Raw genomic sequence first — 22,461 nt, forward strand, 5'->3', positions numbered from 1 at the left:
TCATCGCGGCGTCCATCACTTGAGTGCGAACGCACGCTCGAACGCGAACTGCAGACCCACCAGCACCGTGTTCAACAACAGGTAGATGATCGCGACGATGGTCAGGATCTCCAGCGGCTGGAAAGTGGTGCTGATCAGCCGGTTCGCAGTGCCGGTGATCTCGGCGACCGTGATCGTGCTCGCGAGCGAGGTCGCCTTGAGCGCGGTGATTGCGTTGCTGAAATAGGGCGGGATGCTGACGCGGAACGCCTGGGGCGCGATGATCCGCCACATGTAGTGCGTCGGCGTCATGGCCAGCGCCTGGGCCGCCTCCCACTGCCCGCGGTCGACCGCCGACAGGCCACTGCGGAAGATCTCCGCGGTGTAGGCCGCCGCGGTGAGGCCCAGACCCAGGATGCCCGCCGCAATCGGCGTCAGCGACATGCCGAGCGCCGGCAACCCGAAGTACGTGAAGAACAGGATCACCAGTGGCGGCAGGCCGCGGAACACCCAGGTGAAAGCGATCGAAACGGCCTGGAGCGGCCAGACCGGGGTGGTGCGCATCAACGCGAGCAGCGCACCACCGACCGTGCCAATCGCCATGCTCCCGAGGAACAACCAGATCGTCGCCCAGAGGCTGTCCAGAAGTGCGCCGAGGTACTCACCCCAGACGTGCGCGTCGAATGTCATATCGTCACCAACCCGGTCTGTGTCTGTGGCCTAGTGCTCGGACTTGGTGGGCGCCAGCGGGTACGGCTTGGACGCGTCCACCGAGGCCGGGGTCGCGAGCGGCTCGCCGAACCATTCGACCTGCAGCGCACCGAGAGTGCCGTCCTCGTACATCTCGTCGAGGGCCTTGTTCACGCGATCGAGCAACTCGGTGTTGCCCTTCTTGGTGGTCGCGGCGACGATCGACGGGTTCACCGAGTCACCGACCGGCGCGACGCCGTCCGACGGGTTCTTCTTGGCGAAGTACAGCGCGTTGATGGTGTCGTAGACGATCGCGTCGATGCGACCGTTCTTCAGGTCGAGGATCGCCTGGGACGGACCGGTGTACGCGACGACCTCCGAGTACTTCAGCTCGTCCTTGTTGGCCAGGGCCCACTGCTGCTGGACGCTACCGTCGACGGCACCGATCCGGCGACCCTCGAGTGTCGCGTTGAGACCGGTGATCATGCCCTTGTCGCCGGTGCGGATCATCGCGACCGAACCGCTCGAGGCGACCGGATGTGTGTAGTCGAGTTGCTTCGCGCGCTCCTCGGTGTAGACCACCGAGCCGTCGGACATGTCGTAGAGGCCCGTGGTGACGCCCTGGAGCAGGGACTTGTAGTCGACCTTCTCGAACTTCACGGTCACGCCCATGCGCTCGCCCATCTCCTTGGCGATGTCGATGGCGTAGCCGGTGAGGTCGCCGTTGGTCTCGACCATGGTGAACGGTGCGTAGTTCGCGGAGGTGGCCACGGTGACCACGTCACCGTCACCCTCGTCGCTCGCCGAGCAGGCGCTGAGGGCCAGGGCGGCGCCGAACACGGCAACCATGGCACGGAGAGGAAGCTTTCTCATCGCGTAGTCCTTCTGTCAGAGGGGTCCGCCCGATGTCCACCGGACGGTGACGGAGATACCGAGCGGTCGATCACTGGCCCACCGTTGGGGCGGACCTGCGGTTCGCTCTTCGCAATCTCGGTTCGCTGGATGAGTCAACGTTTCACTCGTTTAGCGGAGATTGCCCAAATGTGAACACTGGGTTTCAAGACCGGAAGCCCAGGTCAGGACACATCCGGAAGCCGTTGCCACACAGTGATCCTCGTCTCGAACGAAATGGAAACCACTGCGTAACAAGAAGGAAACCGGTGCGAGGAAAGCTGCTCTCAATCCGACTGAGACATCGGTTCACTAGATGAACCAGACCCCCCTTGGAGGAATCCCATGACCAGCAGCGGCACACTTCCGGCCACGACGGAGGAGGGAACGGACTGGATCGCCCGCGCGCATCGTGACCACGTGCTGACCTCGTGGACGAAGCAGTCGGGCCCCATGCCGATCACCGTCGTCGACGCCGCCGGCTGCTGGTTCACCGACAGCGAGGGCAACCGCTACCTCGATTTCCTGTCCCAGCTGGTGAACATGAATCTGGGACACCAGCATCCGAAACTCGTCGAGGCCATCGCCGACCAGGCCCGCACGTCGTGCTTCATCGGCCCCACCTTCGCCAACGAGGCCCGCAGCCGCCTCGCGCTCGAACTCGACGCCCTCACGCCGGGCAACCTCACCTCCAGCTTCTTCACCACCGGCGGCGCGGCCGCCAACGAGGCGGCCATCGCCATCGCCCGAGCCGTCACCGGCCGGCACAAGGTGATCGCCCGGTACCGCTCCTACCACGGGGCCAGTGCCGGAGCGATGACACTGACCGGCGACCCGCGCCGTTGGGGACTCGAGCCCCTCACCACCCCGGGCGTCGTACGCATGCTGGATCCGTACGTGCCGGGCGGCGGCAACGCCGACGACCCCCGGTTCTCCGCGGCACATCTCGAAGAGATCCTCCGGTACGAGAACCCCGGCAGCGTCGCAGCGGTGATCATGGAGACCGTCACCGGCACCAACGGTCCGATCGTACCGCCGCCCGGCTATCTCAAGGCCGTGCGCGAGATCTGCGACAGGTACGGGATCATGCTGATCTGCGACGAGGTCATGGTCGGATTCGGCCGCCTCGGAACCTGGTTCGGCATCGAGCAGTTCGACGTCGTACCCGATATCCTCACCACCGCGAAGGGAATCAACTCCGGCTACGTCCCACTCGGCGCGACGATCGTCGGCGAACACATCCGCGACGCGCTCCGCGAGATCCCGTTGCCCACCGGCCTGACCTACGCCGGGCACCCCCTCGCCTGCGGAAGCGCGGTCGCAGCGATCCAGATCATGAAGGACGAGAAGGTCGTCGAGAACGCCGCCGTCCAGGGCGATCGCCTCAAGCGCGGCCTGGACGAACTCGTCGAGCGCCACCCGAGCGCCGGCGGCATCCGCGGCCTCGGCCTGATCTGGGGCATCGATCTCGTCGGCGCAGACGGAAACCCGTTGATCCCGTTCAAGGGAACCCCCGAGCAGGCCGCGCCGGGCGCGGCCGTCGTCAAGGCCGCAAAGGACCGCGGGCTGTGGATCGGCCGACAGGACAGTGTCATCCGTCTCGCGCCGCCGCTGGTCATCACCGCCGAGGAGATCGACCTCGCGCTGTCGATCCTCGACGAGGCGCTGGTCCACGCCGACAACGCCGTCGGAGCGTCGCGATGAGCGAGACCCTCGTCATCCGCGGCGGACACGTGGTGACCGCCACCGACACCTTCCGCGCCGACATCCTGATCTCCGACGGCAGGATCGCCGCCCTCGGCATCGACGAGGGTTGGACCGCCGACCGTGTCATCGACGCCACGGGCCACTACGTCCTGCCCGGCGGGATCGACACCCACACCCATTTCGAGCACCACAACCTCACGGGCACGACCCGCACCGCCGACGATTTCCGCACGGGGAGTGCGGCTTCCGCGGCCGGTGGCACCACGACCTTCGTCGATTTCGTCCGCGGGTTGCCGGGCGAGAGCCTTCTCGATGCCTTCCACCGGCGCCGCGCGTCGGCCGAGACCGGGTCCATGATCGACTTCGGGTTCCACCTGATGGTGCCGGCGACCGCGAACAGCGACGACTCGTTCGACCAGTTGCGTCGGCTGACCGAGGAATTCGGCGCGACGAGTTGGAAGTTCTTCATGGCCTACCCGGGGCTCATGGTGAGCGATGACGTCCTCATCAGCGGCTTCACACTGGCCCGTGAACTCGGGGTCCTGCCGATGGTGCACGCCGAGAACGGCCACCTGATCAACGCCGCGGTCGATGCGCTCGTCGAGGAGGGCAAGACCGAGGAACACCATCACATGCACGGCCATCCGGTCGCCGCCGAGCGCGAGGCGATCATCCGCGCGGCGACGATCGCGGAGTGGGTGGACACCCCGCTGTTCATCGTCCACGTCTCCTCGGCCGATGGAGTGGAGGAGATCGCATCCCTGCAGAATCGCGGACGCCCGGTGTTCGGCGAGACCTGCCCGCACTACCTGGTCACCGGATACGAGGACTACTCGGACACGGATTTCGAAGCGGCCAAGTACATCTGCTCGCCACCGATCCGAGAGAGCGTCCACCAGGAACCGTTGTGGAACGCGCTCGCCGCCGGCGTCCTGGGGTCGGTCGGCACCGACCACGCCACATACACGATGGATCAACCCGAGGATCTGCCGCCGCAGAAACCGCAGGGCCGCGGCTACTTCCCGAACATCCCCCCAGGCGTTCCCGGCGCCGAGGAACGGATGATGGTCCTCTACGAACACGGAGTCGCCGCAGGACGATTCGACGTCAACCGGTTTGTCGACATGACCTCGACCAACCCGGCCAAGACGTTCGGTCTCTACCCCCGGAAGGGCACCATCGCACCCGGCTCCGACGCCGACGTCGTGATCTGGGATCCGCGGGCCGACCACACGATCCCGGCCACCGGGCACCGTTCCCGCGCCGGGTACAGACTGTACGAGGGAATGACCATGCGCGGTGCGCCGCGCCACGTCTTCTCCCGCGGCGTGCAGCTCGTCCGCGACGGCGAGCTCATCGAACGCCACGGACACGGCACCTATCTGCCCCGGACCTCGCTGCACGACCGTGCTCCGAATCCCCGGCCGGGCAACCGATCCGCAATCGCCAACCCAAGAAACCGCGAGGTGTGAAGTGACAATTCCTCTCGGCGTTCACCTCGGTGAACGCTTCACCCTGGAAGAGACGAAGGCGATCGCCGACGTCGCCGACGAAGCCGGCTTCGACAGCCTGTGGGTCGCGGAGGGCCGGCTGACCCGCGACGCGATCAGCATCATGTCCCTGCTCGCCGACCGGACCCACAACGTGCGCATCGGTTCGGGCGTGATCAACAACAAGACCCGCAATCCCGCGCTCACCGCGGTCACCTTCAAGACGCTCGACGAGATCGCCCCCGGCCGAATCATTCTCGGCGTCGGCGCATGGTGGGAGCCGATCGCGTCGAAGGTCGGGGCCCCGATCCGCAAGCCGCTGGGCACGATGCGTGAGTTCATCTCGATCTGCCGAACGATGTTCGCCAACGAAGAGGTCACCTTCCAGGGCGAGCACTTCTCGATGGACAGGATCCGCTTCGACCGGATGTACGCGGAGAACAAGCCCGTCGACATCCCCATCTACACGGGCCCGGTGGGTCCGAAGATGCTCGAACTGTCCGGCGAGATCGCCGACGGCGTGTATCTCGACTTCCTGATGCCGACGAGCTACACGCGTGAGGCCGTGGCCGCGCTTCAGCGCGGCCGTGAGCGCAGCACGCTGACCAATGACATCGACATCACCCAGATCATCTGCTGCTCGATCGACGACACCGATCCCGAGGACGCCAAGGACGCGGTCAAGGCGTTCTTGACGATGTACCTGATGCAACAGCCGCACATCGGCAAGCACTGCGGGGTCGAGCCCGGCCTGGTCGACCGGCTCAAGGAGATCGCCGGATGGCCCGCCCGGCCGGAGGACATCCGCAAGGCGATGCCGTTGGTCCCCGACGACCTGGTCCGGCGCGTCACCGCCTACGGCACGACCGCGCAGACCGCCGACATGATCGATGAGTACCGCGCGGCCGGGGTCCGCGTCCCCGTGCTCTTCCCCCTCGGCGCCAACCCCGTTGACACTGTCCGCTCTCTCGCAAAGGTTTCCGCATGACCGCCCCCGACAACATCCAGACCGACAACATCCAGACCGACAGCACCGGCATCGTCACCGCCGGTGTCCTGCAGTTGCGCCCGACCGCAGACCGCGATGCCAACCTCGCCGACGTGGCCGACCTGATCGACCAGGCCGCCGCGCGCGGGGTCGCGATACTGCAGCTGCCCGAGCTCTTCTCGGTCCCCTTCGTCAAGCCGATGCCGCCGGACCCCGACTACCTGGTCTACGGGGAGTCGCTCGACGGCCCGTCGAACACGATGGTGCAGGAGAAGTCCCGCGAGCACGGGATGACCATCATCTCGTCGATCTTCGAGAAGACCGCGGCCACCGGCGTCTACCACAACACCGCCACGATCTTCGTGAACGGCGAACGCCGGCTCGACTACCGCAAGTCGCACCTTCCGCTGTCGTACAACTTCCCGGAGAAGTCGTACTTCCGGCCCGGTGACGAGTCGCCCGGTGTGGTCGACGCCGACGGCATCGGGGTCTCGACGATCATCTGCTACGAGCGTCACTTCCCGGAGCTCGCCCGCACCGCCGCGGTCCAGGGCGCCACCGTGCTCGGCATCCCGATCGCGTCCGGCAACGGGTACAAGCGCGAGACCTTCGACCTCGAGCTCAAGGCGCACGCGGTATTCAACTGCATGTACGTCCTGGCCGGCAATCGGATCGGCGTCGAGGGCCCCAAGGAGTACTTCGGCGGCAGCTCCATCTACGGACCCGACGGCGAGACCGTCGCGACGGCCACCGACAACGGCGAGAACGAGCTGGTCGTCGGCGACATCGACCTCGGCCAACTGCCGGCCAAGCGCGCGTTCGGACGTCCATTTCTGCGCGATCGCCGGTTCGACCTATACAAATGACACCTACGACCCCCGCTTTTCCCGATGTGACACCGATCTGAGGAGAAACCGTGGCCGACGCCGGACTTGTACAAAAGACCCTCCGGGTCCTGCAGACGGTCGCCGCGAGCCCCAACGGAATCGGACTGTCCGGGGTCTCCCGGCTCACCGAGATCCCCAAGGCCACCTGCCACCGCATCCTGCTGGCCCTCGCCGCCGAGGACTGGGTGGTGCTCAACGAGGACACCAAGCGGTTCCACATGTCGCTGTCGGTGTTGCTCATGCTCAGTCCGACGTCGGACCGGGACACGGCGCTCTCCTACGTGAACCGTCTGCTCGGGGCCCTCGCCACCCAGGCGATGGAGACCTGCGGGCTCGACCAGCCGGTCAAGGGCACCAACACCGTGATGGTGCTCGCGCAGACCGCCTCCCCGCACAACATCGGGCTCGGGCGTCGTGCGGTGCCTCGCCTGCAGCCGGCGTGGTCGACCTCCACCGGCAAGGTGTTCCTCTCGTTGCTCGAACCCGAGGCGGTGCGCCAGAACCTGGAGTCCGACCCGCAGTTCCGCGAGTCGCCCCGCGGGGGCGACATCGACGGGTTCCTCTCCGAACTCGCACTGACCGCGGAACGCGGCTTCGCGGCCTCGCGCGACGAACTCGAGCCCGGAGCGGCTTCGGTCGCCTGCCCGGTTCGCGTGAACGGCACTGTGCCATATGCGATCTGGGTGGGCGGCCCGACCTATCGTCTCACCGAGGAACGCGTCCCCGAGATCGCCGAACAACTCATCCACACCGCACACGACATCGAGCGGGTCCTCGCCCGCACCCCACCCGGCACCCAGCTGGGCCCCGCGATGTGACACCCGAGATCCCCCCCATCCCAAGGAGACATCCCATGACAACGACGTCGACCGAACGCTCGGCTCTCTACGAGGCCGGCCTGGCGATGCGCAAGAAGGTCGTCGGCGAGGCCTACGTGGAGAAGGCCCTGTCGACGGCGACCGAGTTCGGCCAGCCCATGCAGGATCTGGTGACCGAGTACTGCTGGGGCGCCGTCTGGACCCGTGAGGGCCTCGACCGCCGAACCCGCAGTCTGCTGAATCTCGTCATGCTGACCGCGCTGAACCGTCAGACCGAGTTCGCCACCCATGTGCGCGGTGCGCGGGCCAACGGCGTGACCGACCAAGAGATCCAGGAGGCCCTCCTGCAGACCGCAATCTACGTCGGAGTCCCGGCCGCGCTGGAGGCATTCCGCAACGCGGAGAAGGTGCTGCGCGAACTCGATGCCGCCGAGCGAGCCGACTGACGACTACGCTCCCGATGAGGGGCGGGCCGCCTGGTACCGGGCGACCTGCCCCTCTTTCGGTGCGCGGTACATCTTCCATACGAGTTTCGGAATCCGCTTGAACGGCAGGGGCTTCGGCCAGTCGCGGGTGCGCATGAGGGCCTCGGTGCCGCCGTCGACGGTGATGATGGAACCGGCCATGAAGTCGGCGGCCGGCGAGAGCATGGTCATCACCCAGGCGGCGAGCTGCTCGGGGGTTCCGAACTCGCGCACCGGGACCGGGAACGACGTCACGGCCTTGGCCTGCGGGCTGTCCAGCTGCGCCTGGAGCAGCGGGGTCATCACCGGGCCGGGGGCGATGACGTTGATCCGGATGCCCTGTCCGGCCCATTCGGGCTTGGTGCCCTGCCAGCGGCACCACTGGGTGACCGCGATCTTCGACGCCGCGTAGGCGACCGGCGCGGTCACGCCACGTCGGCGCAGGATCTGCCTCGTGGCGCGCTCGGTGTCGCCGTTGATCAGCCGGCGCACCGCGCCGCTCGGTACCATCGGCGTGACGGTCGTCGAATTCGAACCGAAGACAACCACTTTCGCTTTGTCCGCAGCGGCGAGAGCCGGGCGCCAGGCGGTCAGCAGCTCGGTGACACCGAGGACGTTGACCTCGGTGATCATCCGCTCACGTCCCCGGGCCGGGCCCATGCCGGCCGCGAGGACGGCGCCGTCGAGCCTGCCGCCGGCCCTCGCGAGCACCTCGGCGGCGGCCGTCGCGCGACCCGCGGGCGTCGAGAGGTCGGCGACCACCTCGGCGTCCTTCAGGTCCACGCCGATCACCGTGTGCCCCTCCTTGCGCAGGGAGTCGGCAACCGCCGCCCCCATTCCCGACGCCGATCCGGTCACCGCGTACGTACCGCCCCCAGTGGTCATCCCAGTCCTCTCTTGTACGTCTGGTCGTTCTTCTCGTCACGCTCACCGGCGGCGTGCCGGCTCTGCGTCCGTTCGTAGGCGTCGTTGAACGCCCGCAATTCGTGGAGCAGCGCCTCGGGGCTGCCGGGTGCGAGGTCGGCGAAGACCTGTTCGAGCTGCCGGGCCCGCAGCAGTCCGTCGCGCTTGAATGCCTCGAGGCCCTTCGCGGTGGGCCGGATCTGCTTGGACAGCGAGCCCTCCACGTCGAACCGCTCGACGTAGCCATGTTTGATCGCGGCGTTGACCTGGCGGTTGACCGTGGACTGTTCGAGTTCGAGGGCCTCGGTCAGTTCCCGGAGCGTGCGCGGCCGCCCGTCCGACAGCACCCAGAGGATGGCGAATGCCGATTTCTCCAGTCCGGCCGACGGATGGACCAGTGCCCGGCGCCGGGCCATGCGCAGCAATTCCGCTGCCAGATCCCGGTGCACCGGCGTCTGCCACGGCGCGTGGTCCTCGGACATGTCTCCTCCATCACATTCGACCAGGACAATCTACTGTCCGCTTTGGCTATGTAGGTTACATATGTATGCTGCATACCTCGAAGGAGGTCTCAATTCATGAGCCATGCACAGGGGCAGGCGCCCCAACCGGCGGCCGTCGCCGACAAGAACGTGCCGGCGGGAGCCATCGGCAGCGTCGTGGCACTGTGCTTCGGCGGTCTCGTCGCCGCGCTGATGCAGACACTGATCATCCCGATCCAGCCCGACCTGCCGCGCCTTCTGGGCACGTCGATCGGCAACGCGTCGTGGGTCATCACCGCCACCCTGCTCGCCGCCGCGGTGGCCATGCCGATCGCGGGTCGTCTCGGCGACATGTTCGGCAAGCAGCGCGTCCTGGTGGGCAGCGCGGTCCTGCTGACCGCCGGTTCGCTGCTGTGCGCGCTGGGCGACACCCTCGTCCCGCTGATCATCGGTCGCGCCGTACAGGGCCTGGCCATGGGGTTCATCCCGGTCGGCATGAGCCTCATCCGTGAGGTCACCCCGCCCAAGATCACGTCGATGGCGGTCGCGGCGATGTCGGCCACCCTGGGTGTGGGCGGCGCCATCGGCCTGCCCCTGTCGGCGTGGATCGTCCAGACCTGGGACTGGCACGCGTTGTTCTGGGTGGCAACCGGTCTCGGTTTCGTCATCATCGCCGCGCTACTGCTCCTCGTCCCGCGCGTCAACAACGCCTCGGGCGGACGCCTCGACGTCCCCGGCGCCGTCTTGATGGCGATCGGACTCTCGGCGTTCCTGATCGCGGTGTCGAAGGCCAACGACTGGGGCTGGACGTCGGGAACCACCCTCGGACTGGGACTCGGCGGCATCGCCGTGCTCATCGCGTTCGGCGTGTTCGAACTCCGGCAGAACGACCCGCTCGTCGACCTGCGCACCACCGCGCGTCCCGCCGTCCTGCTGACGAACATCGCCGCCGCCGCGATCGGTTTCGGCATGATGGCGCAGTCGATCATCCTGCCGATGCTGCTGCGCATGCCCGAGGCCACCGGATACGGGCTCGGACAGACGCTGCTGGCGGCCGGTCTCTGGCTGGCGCCCGGCGGTCTGATGATGATGATCTTCGCCCCGATCTCGGGCCTGCTCATCAACAAGATCGGCGCCAAGTACACCCTCGCCATCGGCGCCACGATCCTCGGCGTCGGTTACCTGTTCGCGTTCCTTCTCATGGACGCCGCATGGAAGCTGATGCTGGCGTCGATCATCTGCGCCATCGGCGTGGGCATCGGATACGCCGCCATGCCGACGCTGATCATGGGGTCGGTGCCGATCACGGAAGCGGGCGCGGCCGTCGGCCTCAACGGTCTGATGCGCTCGCTCGGCACCACCGTGGCCTCCGCGGTGATGGCCGCGATCCTGGCGAGCTCGACCCTGTCGCTGGGCGGTGCCGAGATCCCCGCCGAATCGACCTTCACCTGGTGCTTCCTGGTGGCCGCGGCCGCCGCCTTCATCGGCGTGGCGATCACCCTGCTGATCCCGAGCAAGGGCAAGTCCTCGGACCTCGTCGTCGCGGAGCCCGTCAAGGCGCGTCAGCACTGACGCACCGCTTCGCGCACGACACGTGGCCCGGCAATCATCGACTGCCGGGCCACGTCGTTTCCGCCGGTTCGGCATCGGTACCGGGTCACGGGCTGCTGCGGCGCAGCGTCACGCGGTAGGTGTAGTGCTCGGGCAGGAAGTGACTCACCGCGAGCTCGACGGCACGGCCCCGCGAGTCGGTGTACAGGCGGTCGACACGCAGCACCGCGTGCCCGACATCGCAGCCGAGGCGCGCGGCCGTCTCGGCGTCGGCGGTGGTGGCCGTGATCGATTGCGCGCACTCGTCGATCGGATACTGCAGGTGGGGTTCGAGCAGGCCGATCATCGTGTAGGCGCTCGTCGCACCCTGTTGCAGCTCGGGCGCGCCGATGACGAGGCGCGCCACCGGCTCGGGCCAGTAGACGCTCGTGACGACGAACGGCACACCGTCGTGGAAACGCTGGAAGACGATCCGGTACACGACGTCGGTGTCGAGCCGCAATCGTCCCGCCGCCTCGAGATCGACACGGCGCGAAGGGGCTTCGAGCACCTGCATCTCGGTGTCGGCCGAGAGGTTCATCAGGTCCTCGATCGAGCCGAGCTGACGCAGGTACTGCCCGACGTTCTCGGTCGCGAAGGTCCCACGCCCCGGCACCCGGTACACCGAGCCCTCGGTGACGAGCTCGAGGAAGGCGCGGCGCACGGTCTGACGGCTCAGCCCGTATTCCTGCGACAGTTCGGATTCGGTGGGCAGCCGGACCCCGCCCTTGTAGCGCCCCTGCGCGATGTGCGAGCGCAGTTCCGCGGCCAGCACCTTGTACGCCGGCTCGGACTGCCCGGCCCCACTCATCGCCAGTCCCCTCGTGTCTTCGCCCGTCGGATCCCCGTCAGATCCCTCCGCGCGCGACCAGCTGCGAGGCGATCACGTTGCGCTGGATCTCGTTGGTGCCCTCGCCCACGATCATCAGCGGCGCATCGCGGAAGTAGCGCTCCACGTCGAACTCGGTGGAGTAACCGTATCCGCCGTGGATGCGGACCGCGTTGAGGGCGATCTCCATCGCGACCTCGGAGGCATACAGCTTGGCCATGCCGGCCTCCATGTCACACCGATCACCCTTGTCGTACTGCTCGGCCGCGTACCAGGTGAGCTGGCGGGCCGCCGTCAACTTGGTGGCCATGTCGGCGAGGTAGTTGCCGATCGACTGGTGCTTCCAGATCGGCCGGCCGAAGGATTCGCGCTGCTGCGCGTAGGCGAGCGAGTCCTCGAGAGCGGCGGTGGCGACGCCGAGGGCGCGGCAGGCGACCTGGATGCGCCCGGTCTCCAGGCCCTTCATCATCTGGCCGAATCCCTTGCCCGGCACCCCGCCGAGGATCGCCGTCTTCGGTGCGCGGTAGCCGTCGAAAGCCAGTTCGCAGCTCTCCACACCCTTGTAACCGAGTTTGGGAAGGTCTCGTGAAACAGTCAGACCGGGACCGTGTTCGGCCAGCACGATCGAGATGCCCCGGTGTCGGGGCTCGGCATCGGGGTCGGTCTTGCAGAGCAGCGCGATCAACCCGGAGCGTCGGGCGTTGCTGATCCACATCTTGGCGCCGTTGATGACGAGCTCGTCGCCGTCCTCCTTCGCCACGGTCGTCATCGCCTGCAGGTCCGAGCCGCCGCCCGGTTCGGTCAGCGCCATGGTCGCCCGCAGTTCACCGGTGGCCATCCGCGGCAGGTACGCCTGCTTCTGTTCCTCGGTGCCGAACAGGGCGAGCAGCTTGGCGACTACGGTGTGCCCGCCCATCGCCCCGGCCAGGCTCATCCAGCCGCGCGCGAGCTCCTGCGTGACCCGTGCGTAGCAGGGCATCGACACCGGCGAGCCGCCGTACTCCTCGGGAACCGCCAGGCCGAAGATCCCGATCTGCTTCATCTGCTCGATCCACTTCTCGGGGTATTCGTTGGCATGCTCCACCTCCTGCACCGCCGGCTTGACCTCGCGGTCGATGAACGACCGGACGGTCTCGACGAGGAATGCTTCTTCGGCTGACAGCGTGCTCATGGACTGGTCCCACCTGACGGTTCGGAGATGGCGATATGTACGGCCATTTTGTTGCCGAGGCATAGCCAAGTCAACCCTTCACAAGCTCCGGGATGGTCTGCTAGAACCGGGAGGACGTTTATTTGGCCGCACATTTGTCGGACCCGTGGGGCCGAGGAGATCACCGGGAGAGATGGTGCAGAGAAGACGAGGCGTACTGGTGGCGCCTGCCTCAGACGACCGCAAGGCCCGCAAGGCGCTGACCTCCATCGCCGACGAGGTCGTCCTCGACCTCGAGGATGCGGTGACACCGGAGAACAAGGACTCCGCCCGTGCCGCGGCCGGCGAGCTGGTCGCGGAGTTCGGCGCAGACCGCGCCGTCTCCCTGCGTATCAACGCCATCGGCACCCCTTGGGCACAAGCGGATCTCGCAGCATGTGCGACGATGACGAACCTGACCTCGGTGGTCCTGCCCAAGGCCGACAGCCCGGGCGATCTCCGGGAGGCCGACCGGCGACTCGGCGACTCACCGGTCCGGCTGCAGGCGCTACTCGAGACGCCCCGGGGAATCCGCGACGCCGCTGAGATATGCACTGCGACAGACCGTCTCGATGCCGTCCTCATCGGGTACGCCGATCTCGGCGCGGCGCTCGGCCGCGCCCCGGGACTGCCGATGCAGACCTGGCACGTCATCCAGGACTCGGTCCTGCTGGCCGCGCGGGCCGCGGGTGTCGACGTGATCGACGGACCGCACCTGACCATCGCCGACGACGAGGCATTCCGGTCGGCGAAGCGCTGGGTACGCGACCTCGGTTTCGACGGCACCTGGGTGATCCATCCGGCCCAATTGACCTCGGCCATCGAGATCTTCACCCCCGATCCCGACGCGATCGAGGACGCCAGGCGGGTGCTCACGGCACTGGAGCAGGCCGCAGCCGCCGGCGCGGGCGCCGCCGAACTCGACGGCCGGATGCTCGACGAGGCCCTGGCCGTCTCGGCACGCAAGACCCTCGCGAAGGCCGGCGTCGATGGATGACGTGATCGCCGTCGGCGGACCGTACTTCGACGAGTTGCGGCACGGACAGGTCTTCGACGACGCGCCGTCGATGACGTTGACCTCGGGCCTCGCCGCGCATCATCAGGCGATTATCGGCGACCGCCTGCGGCTCTCGCTCGACGCGCATCTGTCGCGGCGGGTCCTCGGCGAGGGCGTGCTGGCCCATCCTGGGCTGGTCACCGACGTCGCGATCGGTCAGTCGACGCTGGCGACCCACCACGTGAAGGCGAATCTCTTCTACCGCGGCCTGCGGTTCCTGAGCCATCCGAGGATCGGCGACACGCTCGCCACGGTGACCGAGGTAGTCGGGCTTCGGGAGAACAGCCCCAAGCCGGGCCGGGCGCCCACCGGTCTCGCGGCGCTGCACATGGTCACCACCGACCAGGACGGCAACACCGTCCTCGATTTCTACCGGTGCGCGATGCTGCCCTTGAGCCCCGACGCCGATCCGGGACGAACGGTGCACTCGGATGATCTGAGCACCATCGGCCCCGAGGGCGACGCCGAGCACGAACTCCCCGACTGGGATCTGCAGGCGTTCCGCGAATCGGTTCGCGGCCGGCACTTCTCGACCGACCTCGCGGGCACGGTGTTCCGGTCGAGCGCGGATGTCGTCTCGAGCGCACCCGAACTCGCACGGTTGTCACTGAACATCGCCGCCACCCATCACGACGAGCGGGTGGCCGGCAAGGCCGCCGGCGGCCGCCTGGTGTACGGCGGGCACACGATCGGACTCGCGCTGGCGCAGGCGAACCGGGCGCTGCCGAACCTCGTCACCGTGCTCGGCTGGGACTCCTGCGACCACACCGGACCGGTTCACGAAGGCGACACCCTGAGCTCGGAGATCACCGTGGAGTCCGCCACCCCGCTCGGGTCCGGCGGCGGTGTGCTCAAGCTGCGGTCGAAGGTCGTCGCACACGGCGACGCCGAGGACCGCGAGGTCCTCGACTGGCGCTTCGACGTCCTGATGGCCTGACCCCAGAATCGTTCCCCCGAGAGGTTTTCCATGAGCAGCACCAACCCGCGCCCACTCGAGGGCCTGCGCGTCGTCGAGGTGTCGAGCTTCGTGGCGTCGCCGCTGTGCGGTCTGACGCTGTCCCAGCTCGGCGCCGAGGTCATCCGCGTCGACCCGGTCGGCGGCGCCGCCGACACCAACCGGTGGCCGGTGACCGCCGACGGCACGTCGATCTACTGGACCGGACTCAACCGCGGTAAGAAGTCGGTGACCGCGAACCTCCGGGAACCCGAGGGCCGGCGACTCGTCCGGGACCTGGTGACCGAGAGCGGGCCCGGCGGCGGCATCCTGGTCACCAACGCCGGTGGGCGCGAGTGGATGAGCCACGCGACGTTGTCGGCGAAGCGCCCCGACGTCATCACCCTGGAACTGCTCGGACGTACCGACGGCACGCCGGGCGTCGACTACACCGTCAACGCGGCACTGGGTTTCCCGGCCATCACCGGCCCCACCGACTACGCGGGCGTCGTCAACCACGTGTTGCCCGCCTGGGATGTGGCGTGCGGCCTGTACGCCGCGCTCGCCATCACCGCTGCGGTCCGGCGTCGCGACCGGACCGGCAAGGGCGCGCAGATCACCCTGCCGCTCGAGGACACCGCGCTCGCGATCGCCGGGACCCTCGGCTACCTCACCGAACCGCAACTGGGCTCGGGCAGCCGCCCGGCGACCGGCAATGATGTGTACGGCACGTACGGAACGGATTTCGTGACCGCGGACGGCGACCGGTTCATGATCGTGGCCCTGACGCCGCGGCACTGGCGGGATCTGGTCGCGATGACCGGGACCGCCGACGCCGTCGCTGCCGTGGAGAAGGCATTGGGCGCGGACTTCACCAAGGAAGCCGACCGGTTCACCCATCGTGGCGTGGTCACACCGCTGTTCGCCTCATGGTTCGAGCGGCACACCACCGCCCAGGTCGAGCAGGCGCTGGCGAAGTGCTCGGTGCTGTCCGGGCGGTACCGGACGTTCGACGAGGTCGTCGAATCCGGCGTGCTGGAGCGCAATCCGCTGTTCGCCGAGCTGGATCAACCCGGGCTCGGCAAATACCTCGCGGCCGGCCTGCCCGCGTCGTTCGACGGCGAGCACTACTTCACCGGCCCCGCCCCGGAACTCGGCTCGTCGACCGGATTCTAGCCGAACCCGAGCACCCGCGAAATCGCACTCTCGCAACAGAATCGCGACTCGAAAGTCGCGATTCTGTTGCGAACTGGTGATTTTGGATGCGGCCGGGTGTCACCGATGCGCGAGGTAGTCCGGCCGCGGCGGGGTGCCGCCGAACGGCTCCTGCAGTGCATTGGATTTCGCGTTGAACACCACGAACAGGTTGCTGCGCGGGTACGGCGTGATGTTGCCGCCCGACGCGTGCAGGCAATTCGAGTCGAAGTACAGCGCCGATCCGGCCGGCCCGGTGATGGTGTCGATCCCGAGCTCGTCGGCGAGCGCTGCGACGTCCTCCTCCTCCGGCGTGCCGAACGGCGGACGGTAGGAGGTCAACGACTCGCGATGGTAGTCACCGGGCGTCTCCCCGACACAGCTGACGAAGCGGCGGTGCGAGCCGGGGATGATCATCAGCGGCCCGTTGATCGACAGGTTCGGTGTGAGCGCCAGCGACACGCTCAATGCCCGCGGGGCGGGCATACCGTCCTCGGCGTGCCAGGTCTCGAAGTCGGAGTGCCAGTAGAACGGGCCTCCGGAGAACCCCGGCTTGAGGTTGATCCGGCTCTGGTGGATGGTGACCTCGTCGTCGAGAATCTGTTCGGCCGCACCGCGAATCGATTCGCGGTCGACGATCTCGGCGATGACGTCGCTGAGCCGGTGCACCGCGAATAGCGACCGCACGTCGCCGTTCGAGGGCTCGCGGATCACCCGGTCGTCCTCCCCGAGACGGTCGGTGATCGCCGTGACCTCGTTCAGGCACGCCTCGATGTCCTCGGGGGACAAGACCTTTCGATCGGTGTGGTAGCCGCGGTCGGCGTACTGGCGCAGTTCGGGCGGCGAGAGCGGTCCCGGGCTGTTCATGCTGCCCCACACCGTGTTGTGCGGGCGCGGTTCGATCTGACCGCGATGCGGCAGGCGGGTTCGATAGACGTCGACACCCGAGGGGGTTGCGGCGTCGGCACCCGAGACACGGGTCGTGGTGTCGGCGACCTGGTTGTTCTGGCTTGCTGTTTGAGTTACCACGATCTTGCGATCCTTTCCCTCATCCGGCAGGCCGCTTGATAGAAAAGGCGATTACGAAGCGGCAGGCAAATGATTGTGTTGTGCGCGAACGCCGACGCGATGACTTCCGGTGCGCCGGCGCGCGAAATGCGGCCGAACCCGACACGCGTCGATCTGCACGTGCCCGCGGACGGCCGTCTGTGTGCAGACTGCCAGCCGACCGCGGGTCATCGCAACCGTGCAGGTGACAGCGGTCGGGAGAGACGTCAGATCCGTTGAAGGATGACGGTGGCGATCGACGAGGGCTTGCCCGGCGAATTCGCCGAGACCACCCGCACCACCGACATCGAACGGCCTTGATGCACCATATCGCAGGTGAAGGTCGTGATCTCGGAGGCGACACACGGTCGGACGTAGGCGATGTCGACACTGGTCGTCCGGAACCCTCCACCCGCCTCGATCGCGGTCATGGCGGCGAGTTCCGAGGCACAGACCAGGATTCCGCCGTGGACGCTACCCATGCCGTTGGCGGACAAGGGCGTTGGCGGCATGGTGAATACATCCGGCGCGGTGGCCACGAGCCCCAACTGTTCACGCACGGGACCCTCGGGTGCTGCCAGTAGATCGGGGGTGGCGTGGTCGCCGGGAGATCCGGGTGCGGAGACGAGGTGGGACCGCTGGATCATCGTCGCGATCGTCGCGCCCGACGCGTCGGTGACCATCCCCCTGCTCATGGCGCCGCCGTCGTAGCGGGCCACGAGTTCGCCGGTGAGCTCGAGCGCCGAACCGTCCAACGGCGGGTCGGCGATGAAATCGACGCGGATGCCGAGGGACACCGGCCACTGCCCATCCGGGCTCCCGGCGTCGACGAGATACCCGGTCACGTCGTCGAGGGCGACCCCGAGTGCGCCGCGCGTGACGCCCGCGTCGGGATCGGCGAGCCACGGACCGGTCTGCATGCGGCCGGCGCCGCGCTCGGCGGTGATCGCCATGTCGCCGACGCGCAACATGATCTCGGGACCACCGATGAAGAAGACAGACGTCGTGGGCATGAAGACGAACCCAACCCGTCTGCCTAGGCCCGGGACCGGGTTCGCGCGTACTCGAGGATCACCTCGACGGCGCGCGCCGCGCTCTGGCACGCGCCTTCCATCGTGGTGGTCCAGTCGGTGCGGGTCCAGTCGCCGGCCAGGGCCAGATTGTCGATGGCGGTGCGCTGGTCTGGGCGGATGCCTGCGGTGCCGGGCCGTTGGGCGAACGTCGATTTCGGCATCCGCACGACGTGGCTGTGGACCACCTGCGCGTCGGCGGCGCTCGGGTAGTACCTGCGCAGCATGTCCATCTGGATGTCGGTGATCTCGGCGTTGGACTTCCCGATGAGTTCGTAGGCGGCCGAGACGGTCGTCGAGTAGAACCAGTTGTCCCTGGGTTCGCGACCGTGCATGCGCTGGCGGTCCCACACCTGTTCGAGTACACCCTCCCCGCCGTAGAGGATCTCGCCCCAGTCGGTCATCCCGATCGGCCGGTCGAGGTAGAGGTTGACGCTGACGATCGGCACCGGGGTGAGGTTCTCGACGGCCTCGTAGATCTTCTCGTGACCGGGTACCCGGTCGAGCAGGCCCTTCACGTTCCACACCGGAACGGCGCAGATGACCGCGTCGGCCTCGACCTTCTGCCCATCGGACAGGGTGACCCCGGTGACCCGGGCGTCGGCGACGTCGATCGACGACACGACCGCGCGGTGGCGGACGTCGACACCGGCATCGGCGAACCTCTTCTCCGCGCCCGCGATGAACAGGGTGTCGAGGTCGACGGTGGGAAACCCGATGGAGATCGGGGTACGCGTCGCGAGCGCTCGGCGTGCGCCGGTGACGAGCAGGTCGGCGGGTACCTTGGCGGACGATATCTCGGTCTTGTCGCCGGTGAGGCCGATGACGATGCCGTCCCACAATGCCTTCCGCGCCGACGCCGGCATGCCGATGCGGCGGAACCATTCGTCGGCGGTGACCTTGTCGAGCCACTCGGGCTGCCGGAAGGCCTGGCGGATGAGCTTCGCCTGGGCACGCGCGGTCCGGAGTCGGTCGAGGCCGGTTACGCCGGGAAGGTCACCGAGCGCTGCACGCAGGCCGGACAGTCCTCCGAACGCCGACTTCCGGGTGGCACCACCCGGCATGCGGATGGTCATGTGCCCCGGGAACTCGACGTGCCGGCGGGTACGGACGCTGTCGAGGTAGCGCATCAGGTCGGTGTAGCCGCTGGCGAAGACGTGCTGCCCGTTGTCCGGGACGTCGTCGACGACGGCCAACGGCATCGAGATGGTGCGTCCGCCGAGCGATCCGCGGCGCTCGAGCAGCGTCACCCGCTGGCCCGCCTCGGAAAGCCAGACCGCCGATGCCAATCCGGCCAGACCCCCACCCACGACCACGCAATGCATGCGCATGAGCGTAGCCGCCGGAAGTGCACGATGTGAGACAGATTGCAATGATGGTCTCACCAGGCGAGACACGTGGCCGGGTTCAGTCCGTCATCTTGACGTCTTTCGCGGCGCCGAGTGCCGCCAGCGCCTGCAGGACCACGAAGAGGGCGAGGACGGCCATCGCCGTGGTCCAGGACCCGGAGAGGTCGTGCACGCCGCCGATGAGGATCGGACCGGCCGCCGCGGCCAGGTAGCCGACCGACTGGGCCATCCCGGACACCTGCCCGGTCTGTTCCGGGCTCGAGCTCCGCAGCACCATGAACAGCAGGGACAGGCTGATGCCGGCGCCGGGGCCCACCATCACGCACGCCGCCCAGAAGCCGGGCCAGAAGTCGGTGGCGAGGAGTCCGGCGAAGCCGAGCGCCGACACACCGAGCGTCACGAAGGTGACCGCGCGCTGGTCGGCGAAGCGGCCGGCGAACACCGGCGCGACGAACGACGCGACCAGCCCGAGCAACTGCGCGGCCGCGACGACCGCACCGGCCCCTGCCCGGGACATCCCGTCGTCGACGAGGTACTGCGGCAGCCACGCCACCAGCGTGTAGAAGATCAGTGATTGCGTGCCCATGAACACGGTGATGGCCCAGGCGATCGGGTTGCGCAGCAACGAGGTCGCCGCCGCGGCCGGGCCGACGCGGTGCGCATGGGACAGTTGCGGCAGCCAGACGAGCACGGCCACGATCGCGAGGAGCGCCCAGGAGGCCAGCGCCATTCGCCAGTTGCCGCCCAGCGCATCATCGATGGGCACGATGACGCCCGACGCCACCACCGCGCCGGCGGACAAGGTGACCGAGTAGAGGCCGGTCATCAGCCCGGATCGGTGTGCGAAATCCCGCTTGATCAGTGCGGGAAGAACGACGTTGCAGATGCCGATCGCGGCGCCGATGACCGCGGAGCCGACGAACAACGCCACCGACGACGCCAGGAGCCGGACGAGAAAGCCGACGATCAGCACCAGGAGCGCCCCGAAGATCGTCCGCTCGATGCCGAACCGGTTGGCGAGACGGGGTGCGACGGGCGCCGATATCCCGAAGAAGAGCACCGGGAGCGCCGTCAGCAGACCGGCGACCGCGCTGCTGAATCCGAGGTCGTCGGAGATGGCCCCGACCAACGGACCGACCGACACCACGGCCGGACGGAGATTCGCCGCGACCAGCATGACGCCGACGGCGGTGAGGACGACGGCTGCGGTGGAGCGCGGGCTCGACTCCTCGGTCAGCGCGATACGCGGGGTGCTCACGGGCGGCGCACCGAGACGGGGGCGCTCCGAATCATCGTCTCAGACATCGTTTCTGAACCTAACACTCATCATCCGGTAGCGCCGCCCGACAGAGGTACGGTGAGAACCCCGCCAGAGCCGCATCATCGGTGTTTCAATGAGCCATGGGGAACGGGCTGGTCAAGAAGGTCCTGCAAGGCGTGGGTTCGATCATGATCGCCGCCGGCGTCGTGGCAGGGTTCGCGCTCCCCGCCCCTGCCGACGCCGCTCCGGGACCGGGCTCACCACTGCCTTCCGCGGACCCGTTCTACGCCTGGGACGGATCGCTGCGCGGGGTGGCCCCGGGGACCGTTCTCCGCACACGCCCCATGACCTTCCGGACACCGGATCAACCCACGCCGATCACCGGCACCCAGGTCCTCTACCGCACCACCGATCAGTTCGGCGAGGCACGCGCAACGGTTGCGACCGTGCTGCGTCCGCTGGTGCCCGGCCCGCCGAGGCTCGTCTCGTATCACATGGCCTACGACGCGCTGGGCGCCCAGTGCGACCCGTCCTACACCCTGTCGGGCGGCTACACGAACGGCACCGCAACCACAGAGCAGGGCGTCATCGCGGGTTACCTCGCGGCCGGCTACACCGACGTCGTCCCCGACTACGAGGGCGAGGACCTGCAGTGGACGATCGGACGACAGTCGGGGTACGCCGCACTCGACGGTGTACGTGCGGCACAGTCATTCCTCCGCCTGCCGACGTCGACGCCGGTGGGTCTGGTCGGTTACTCGGGCGGGTCCATCCCGACACAGTGGGTGCGGAGATCGCCCCGAGATACGCACCCGAACTCAACATCGTCGGCGCCGCAGCCGGCGGACTGCCGGTCGATCTCGCCCACAATCTTCCCTACATCAACGGCAGTCCCAAGTGGGCCGGCGTCATCCCGGCACTGGTGGTCGCCTATCAACGCACCTACCGACTCGACACCGCGGAGTTCCTCTCGTCGCTCGGCGAGAGGGTGACGAAAGCAGTGGACAAGCAATGTATCTCGCAGTTCGCGAACAACTATCCGGGACTCACGAGTGCGGCGATGGTGTCTCCGCCGTACACGGGCTTGTTGGACGTCCCGGGCGTGGTGCGGGCGATCAACGACAACATCATGGGTCGCCAGGGGACCCCGAGCACCAGGATGTTCCTCGCCGTGGGCAAGAAGAACGCCATCGGAGACACCCTGATGATCACCGGTGACGTCATCGCCCTGGCGAATGAATACTGTTCCCGCGGTGTCGATGTCACCTATCACCAACTCAACGGTTACGCCCACCGAGAGGCGTTTCTTCCGTTCATACCGTTGGCCGTGGCCTACCTGACCGAAAGGTTCGCCGGCCTCCCGACGAGGAGCAACTGCGGTTCACTTCCGCGTGGAAACAGTCTGGCCCCGCTACCGGTTCCCTGAATCCCACCGGCGCTCCCGAACCTCCGGGCACAGCGAGCACCGACCCGGAAATGCACTGTGGCCCTTCACGAGGTTTCGTGAAGGGCCACAGTGGAAATTGTGTTCGGCGGTGTCCTACTCTCCCACACTGGTTAAGGTGCAGTACCATCGGCGCTGGAGGGCTTAGCTTCCGGGTTCGGAATGGGGCCGGGCGTTTCCCCTCCGCTATGGCCGCCG

The 22,461-nt window shown here is 67.6% G+C and carries 20 protein-coding genes, 1 rRNA gene and 1 pseudogene; 11 read left to right on the forward strand and 11 right to left on the reverse strand.

Going from position 1 to position 22,461, the window contains the following annotated elements:
• Positions 1 to 15 precede the first annotated feature (15 nt).
• Both ABFT43_RS09395 and ABFT43_RS09400 read right to left on the reverse strand, forming a co-directional pair.
• Positions 16 to 669 carry an amino acid ABC transporter permease gene (locus tag ABFT43_RS09395; RefSeq protein WP_347960063.1) on the reverse strand — a complete coding sequence of 218 codons (654 nt, stop codon included), beginning with the start codon at positions 667 to 669 and terminating at the stop codon, positions 16 to 18.
• 30 nt (positions 670 to 699) lie between these two features.
• Entirely contained in the window at positions 700 to 1,542 is an 843-nt protein-coding gene (locus ABFT43_RS09400; protein ID WP_347960064.1) for a substrate-binding periplasmic protein, read from the reverse strand.
• A 363-nt stretch (positions 1,543 to 1,905) separates the two neighbouring features.
• Between ABFT43_RS09400 and ABFT43_RS09405 the strand changes: the two genes are divergently transcribed.
• From ABFT43_RS09405 to ABFT43_RS09430, 6 genes are read left to right on the forward strand one after another with little or no spacing between them, the layout of a single operon-like run.
• Positions 1,906 to 3,264, forward strand: coding sequence for an aminotransferase class III-fold pyridoxal phosphate-dependent enzyme (locus ABFT43_RS09405; protein WP_347960065.1), 1,359 nt, complete (start codon positions 1,906 to 1,908; stop codon positions 3,262 to 3,264).
• Positions 3,261 to 4,739, forward strand: a complete 1,479-nt coding sequence (hydA, locus tag ABFT43_RS09410) for a dihydropyrimidinase (RefSeq protein ID WP_347960066.1) — start codon at positions 3,261 to 3,263, stop codon at positions 4,737 to 4,739. Before ABFT43_RS09405 ends, hydA begins: the two co-directional genes overlap by 4 nt.
• 1 nt (position 4,740) lies before the next feature.
• Positions 4,741 to 5,745, forward strand: a complete 1,005-nt coding sequence (locus tag ABFT43_RS09415; RefSeq protein WP_347960067.1) for an LLM class flavin-dependent oxidoreductase — start codon at positions 4,741 to 4,743, stop codon at positions 5,743 to 5,745.
• A complete protein-coding gene (locus tag ABFT43_RS09420) occupies positions 5,742 to 6,611 on the forward strand; it encodes a carbon-nitrogen hydrolase family protein (RefSeq protein WP_347960068.1) in 870 nt (289 codons plus the stop codon). The genes ABFT43_RS09415 and ABFT43_RS09420 overlap by 4 nt, the downstream gene beginning before the upstream one ends.
• A gap of 50 nt (positions 6,612 to 6,661) precedes the next feature.
• The gene (locus ABFT43_RS09425) at positions 6,662 to 7,450 is read left to right on the forward strand and encodes an IclR family transcriptional regulator (RefSeq protein ID WP_347960069.1); all 789 of its coding nucleotides are present in this window, start codon (positions 6,662 to 6,664) and stop codon (positions 7,448 to 7,450) included.
• A gap of 35 nt (positions 7,451 to 7,485) precedes the next feature.
• The gene (locus ABFT43_RS09430) at positions 7,486 to 7,896 is read left to right on the forward strand and encodes a carboxymuconolactone decarboxylase family protein (protein ID WP_347960070.1); all 411 of its coding nucleotides are present in this window, start codon (positions 7,486 to 7,488) and stop codon (positions 7,894 to 7,896) included.
• Positions 7,897 to 7,899: 3 nt separating this feature from the next.
• On the opposite strand, the gene ABFT43_RS09435 is transcribed toward ABFT43_RS09430, so the two are convergent.
• Both ABFT43_RS09435 and ABFT43_RS09440 read right to left on the reverse strand, forming a co-directional pair.
• Entirely contained in the window at positions 7,900 to 8,799 is a 900-nt protein-coding gene (locus ABFT43_RS09435; protein WP_347960071.1) for an SDR family oxidoreductase, read from the reverse strand.
• Positions 8,796 to 9,299 (reverse strand): MarR family winged helix-turn-helix transcriptional regulator, encoded by a 504-nt coding sequence (locus ABFT43_RS09440; protein WP_347960072.1) that lies wholly within the window; start codon positions 9,297 to 9,299, stop codon positions 8,796 to 8,798. Before ABFT43_RS09440 ends, ABFT43_RS09435 begins: the two co-directional genes overlap by 4 nt.
• Positions 9,300 to 9,395: 96 nt before the next feature.
• Here ABFT43_RS09440 and ABFT43_RS09445 point away from each other — a divergent pair, with 96 nt between their 5' ends.
• Positions 9,396 to 10,871 carry an MFS transporter gene (locus ABFT43_RS09445; RefSeq protein ID WP_347960073.1) on the forward strand — a complete coding sequence of 492 codons (1,476 nt, stop codon included), beginning with the start codon at positions 9,396 to 9,398 and terminating at the stop codon, positions 10,869 to 10,871.
• An 85-nt stretch (positions 10,872 to 10,956) separates the two neighbouring features.
• Here the strand turns inward: ABFT43_RS09445 and ABFT43_RS09450 are convergent, their stop codons facing one another.
• Entirely contained in the window at positions 10,957 to 11,700 is a 744-nt protein-coding gene (locus ABFT43_RS09450) for a GntR family transcriptional regulator (protein WP_347960074.1), read from the reverse strand.
• Between the two features lie 37 nt (positions 11,701 to 11,737).
• The gene (locus ABFT43_RS09455; RefSeq protein WP_347960075.1) at positions 11,738 to 12,889 is read right to left on the reverse strand and encodes an acyl-CoA dehydrogenase family protein; all 1,152 of its coding nucleotides are present in this window, start codon (positions 12,887 to 12,889) and stop codon (positions 11,738 to 11,740) included.
• A 199-nt stretch (positions 12,890 to 13,088) separates the two neighbouring features.
• On the opposite strand from ABFT43_RS09455, the gene ABFT43_RS09460 reads away from it, so the two are divergent.
• Genes ABFT43_RS09460 through ABFT43_RS09470 form a run of 3 tightly spaced genes read left to right on the forward strand, consistent with a single transcriptional unit; the run spans position 13,089 to position 16,074 of the window.
• Positions 13,089 to 13,904 (forward strand): HpcH/HpaI aldolase/citrate lyase family protein, encoded by an 816-nt coding sequence (locus tag ABFT43_RS09460; protein WP_347960076.1) that lies wholly within the window; start codon positions 13,089 to 13,091, stop codon positions 13,902 to 13,904.
• The gene (locus ABFT43_RS09465) at positions 13,897 to 14,901 is read left to right on the forward strand and encodes a MaoC family dehydratase (protein ID WP_347960077.1); all 1,005 of its coding nucleotides are present in this window, start codon (positions 13,897 to 13,899) and stop codon (positions 14,899 to 14,901) included. The genes ABFT43_RS09460 and ABFT43_RS09465 overlap by 8 nt, the downstream gene beginning before the upstream one ends.
• A 30-nt stretch (positions 14,902 to 14,931) precedes the next feature.
• The gene (locus ABFT43_RS09470; RefSeq protein WP_347960078.1) at positions 14,932 to 16,074 is read left to right on the forward strand and encodes a CoA transferase; all 1,143 of its coding nucleotides are present in this window, start codon (positions 14,932 to 14,934) and stop codon (positions 16,072 to 16,074) included.
• A 99-nt stretch (positions 16,075 to 16,173) separates the two neighbouring features.
• Here ABFT43_RS09470 and ABFT43_RS09475 read toward each other — a convergent pair whose 3' ends face one another.
• From ABFT43_RS09475 to ABFT43_RS09490, 4 genes are all read right to left on the reverse strand, one after another.
• A complete protein-coding gene (locus ABFT43_RS09475; RefSeq protein WP_347960079.1) occupies positions 16,174 to 17,121 on the reverse strand; it encodes a phytanoyl-CoA dioxygenase family protein in 948 nt (315 codons plus the stop codon).
• Positions 17,122 to 17,366: 245 nt separating this feature from the next.
• A complete protein-coding gene (locus ABFT43_RS09480) occupies positions 17,367 to 18,152 on the reverse strand; it encodes a PaaI family thioesterase (RefSeq protein WP_347960080.1) in 786 nt (261 codons plus the stop codon).
• A gap of 23 nt (positions 18,153 to 18,175) precedes the next feature.
• Positions 18,176 to 19,534 (reverse strand): hydroxysqualene dehydroxylase, encoded by a 1,359-nt coding sequence (locus ABFT43_RS09485; protein ID WP_347960081.1) that lies wholly within the window; start codon positions 19,532 to 19,534, stop codon positions 18,176 to 18,178.
• An 82-nt stretch (positions 19,535 to 19,616) separates the two neighbouring features.
• Positions 19,617 to 20,735 (reverse strand): CynX/NimT family MFS transporter, encoded by a 1,119-nt coding sequence (locus tag ABFT43_RS09490; protein WP_347960109.1) that lies wholly within the window; start codon positions 20,733 to 20,735, stop codon positions 19,617 to 19,619.
• 272 nt (positions 20,736 to 21,007) lie between these two features.
• Between ABFT43_RS09490 and ABFT43_RS09495 the strand changes: the two are divergent.
• A pseudogene (locus tag ABFT43_RS09495) lies at positions 21,008 to 22,245 on the forward strand (lipase family protein).
• A 101-nt stretch (positions 22,246 to 22,346) separates the two neighbouring features.
• On the opposite strand, the gene rrf reads toward ABFT43_RS09495, so the two are convergent.
• Positions 22,347 to 22,461 (reverse strand): 5S ribosomal RNA (gene rrf, locus ABFT43_RS09500); the annotation flags it as partial.

This window comes from Gordonia aurantiaca, assembly GCF_039939235.1.
Taxonomy (GTDB): domain Bacteria; phylum Actinomycetota; class Actinomycetes; order Mycobacteriales; family Mycobacteriaceae; genus Gordonia.

Excerpts from the sequence above, each read along its gene's own strand:
- ABFT43_RS09395 (WP_347960063.1), bottom strand. The coding sequence starts at position 669 with ATGACATTCGACGCGCACGTCTGGGGTGAGTACCTCGGCGCACTTCTG.
- ABFT43_RS09400 (WP_347960064.1), bottom strand. The coding sequence starts at position 1,542 with ATGAGAAAGCTTCCTCTCCGTGCCATGGTTGCCGTGTTCGGCGCCGCC.
- ABFT43_RS09405 (WP_347960065.1), top strand. The coding sequence starts at position 1,906 with ATGACCAGCAGCGGCACACTTCCGGCCACGACGGAGGAGGGAACGGAC.
- hydA (WP_347960066.1), top strand. The coding sequence starts at position 3,261 with ATGAGCGAGACCCTCGTCATCCGCGGCGGACACGTGGTGACCGCCACC.
- ABFT43_RS09420 (WP_347960068.1), top strand. The coding sequence starts at position 5,742 with ATGACCGCCCCCGACAACATCCAGACCGACAACATCCAGACCGACAGC.
- ABFT43_RS09430 (WP_347960070.1), top strand. The coding sequence starts at position 7,486 with ATGACAACGACGTCGACCGAACGCTCGGCTCTCTACGAGGCCGGCCTG.
- ABFT43_RS09435 (WP_347960071.1), bottom strand. The coding sequence starts at position 8,799 with ATGACCACTGGGGGCGGTACGTACGCGGTGACCGGATCGGCGTCGGGA.
- ABFT43_RS09440 (WP_347960072.1), bottom strand. The coding sequence starts at position 9,299 with ATGTCCGAGGACCACGCGCCGTGGCAGACGCCGGTGCACCGGGATCTG.
- ABFT43_RS09445 (WP_347960073.1), top strand. The coding sequence starts at position 9,396 with ATGAGCCATGCACAGGGGCAGGCGCCCCAACCGGCGGCCGTCGCCGAC.
- ABFT43_RS09450 (WP_347960074.1), bottom strand. The coding sequence starts at position 11,700 with ATGAGTGGGGCCGGGCAGTCCGAGCCGGCGTACAAGGTGCTGGCCGCG.
- ABFT43_RS09455 (WP_347960075.1), bottom strand. The coding sequence starts at position 12,889 with ATGAGCACGCTGTCAGCCGAAGAAGCATTCCTCGTCGAGACCGTCCGG.
- ABFT43_RS09465 (WP_347960077.1), top strand. The coding sequence starts at position 13,897 with ATGGATGACGTGATCGCCGTCGGCGGACCGTACTTCGACGAGTTGCGG.
- ABFT43_RS09470 (WP_347960078.1), top strand. The coding sequence starts at position 14,932 with ATGAGCAGCACCAACCCGCGCCCACTCGAGGGCCTGCGCGTCGTCGAG.
- ABFT43_RS09480 (WP_347960080.1), bottom strand. The coding sequence starts at position 18,152 with ATGCCCACGACGTCTGTCTTCTTCATCGGTGGTCCCGAGATCATGTTG.
- ABFT43_RS09485 (WP_347960081.1), bottom strand. The coding sequence starts at position 19,534 with ATGCATTGCGTGGTCGTGGGTGGGGGTCTGGCCGGATTGGCATCGGCG.
- ABFT43_RS09490 (WP_347960109.1), bottom strand. The coding sequence starts at position 20,735 with ATGCTGGTCGCGGCGAATCTCCGTCCGGCCGTGGTGTCGGTCGGTCCG.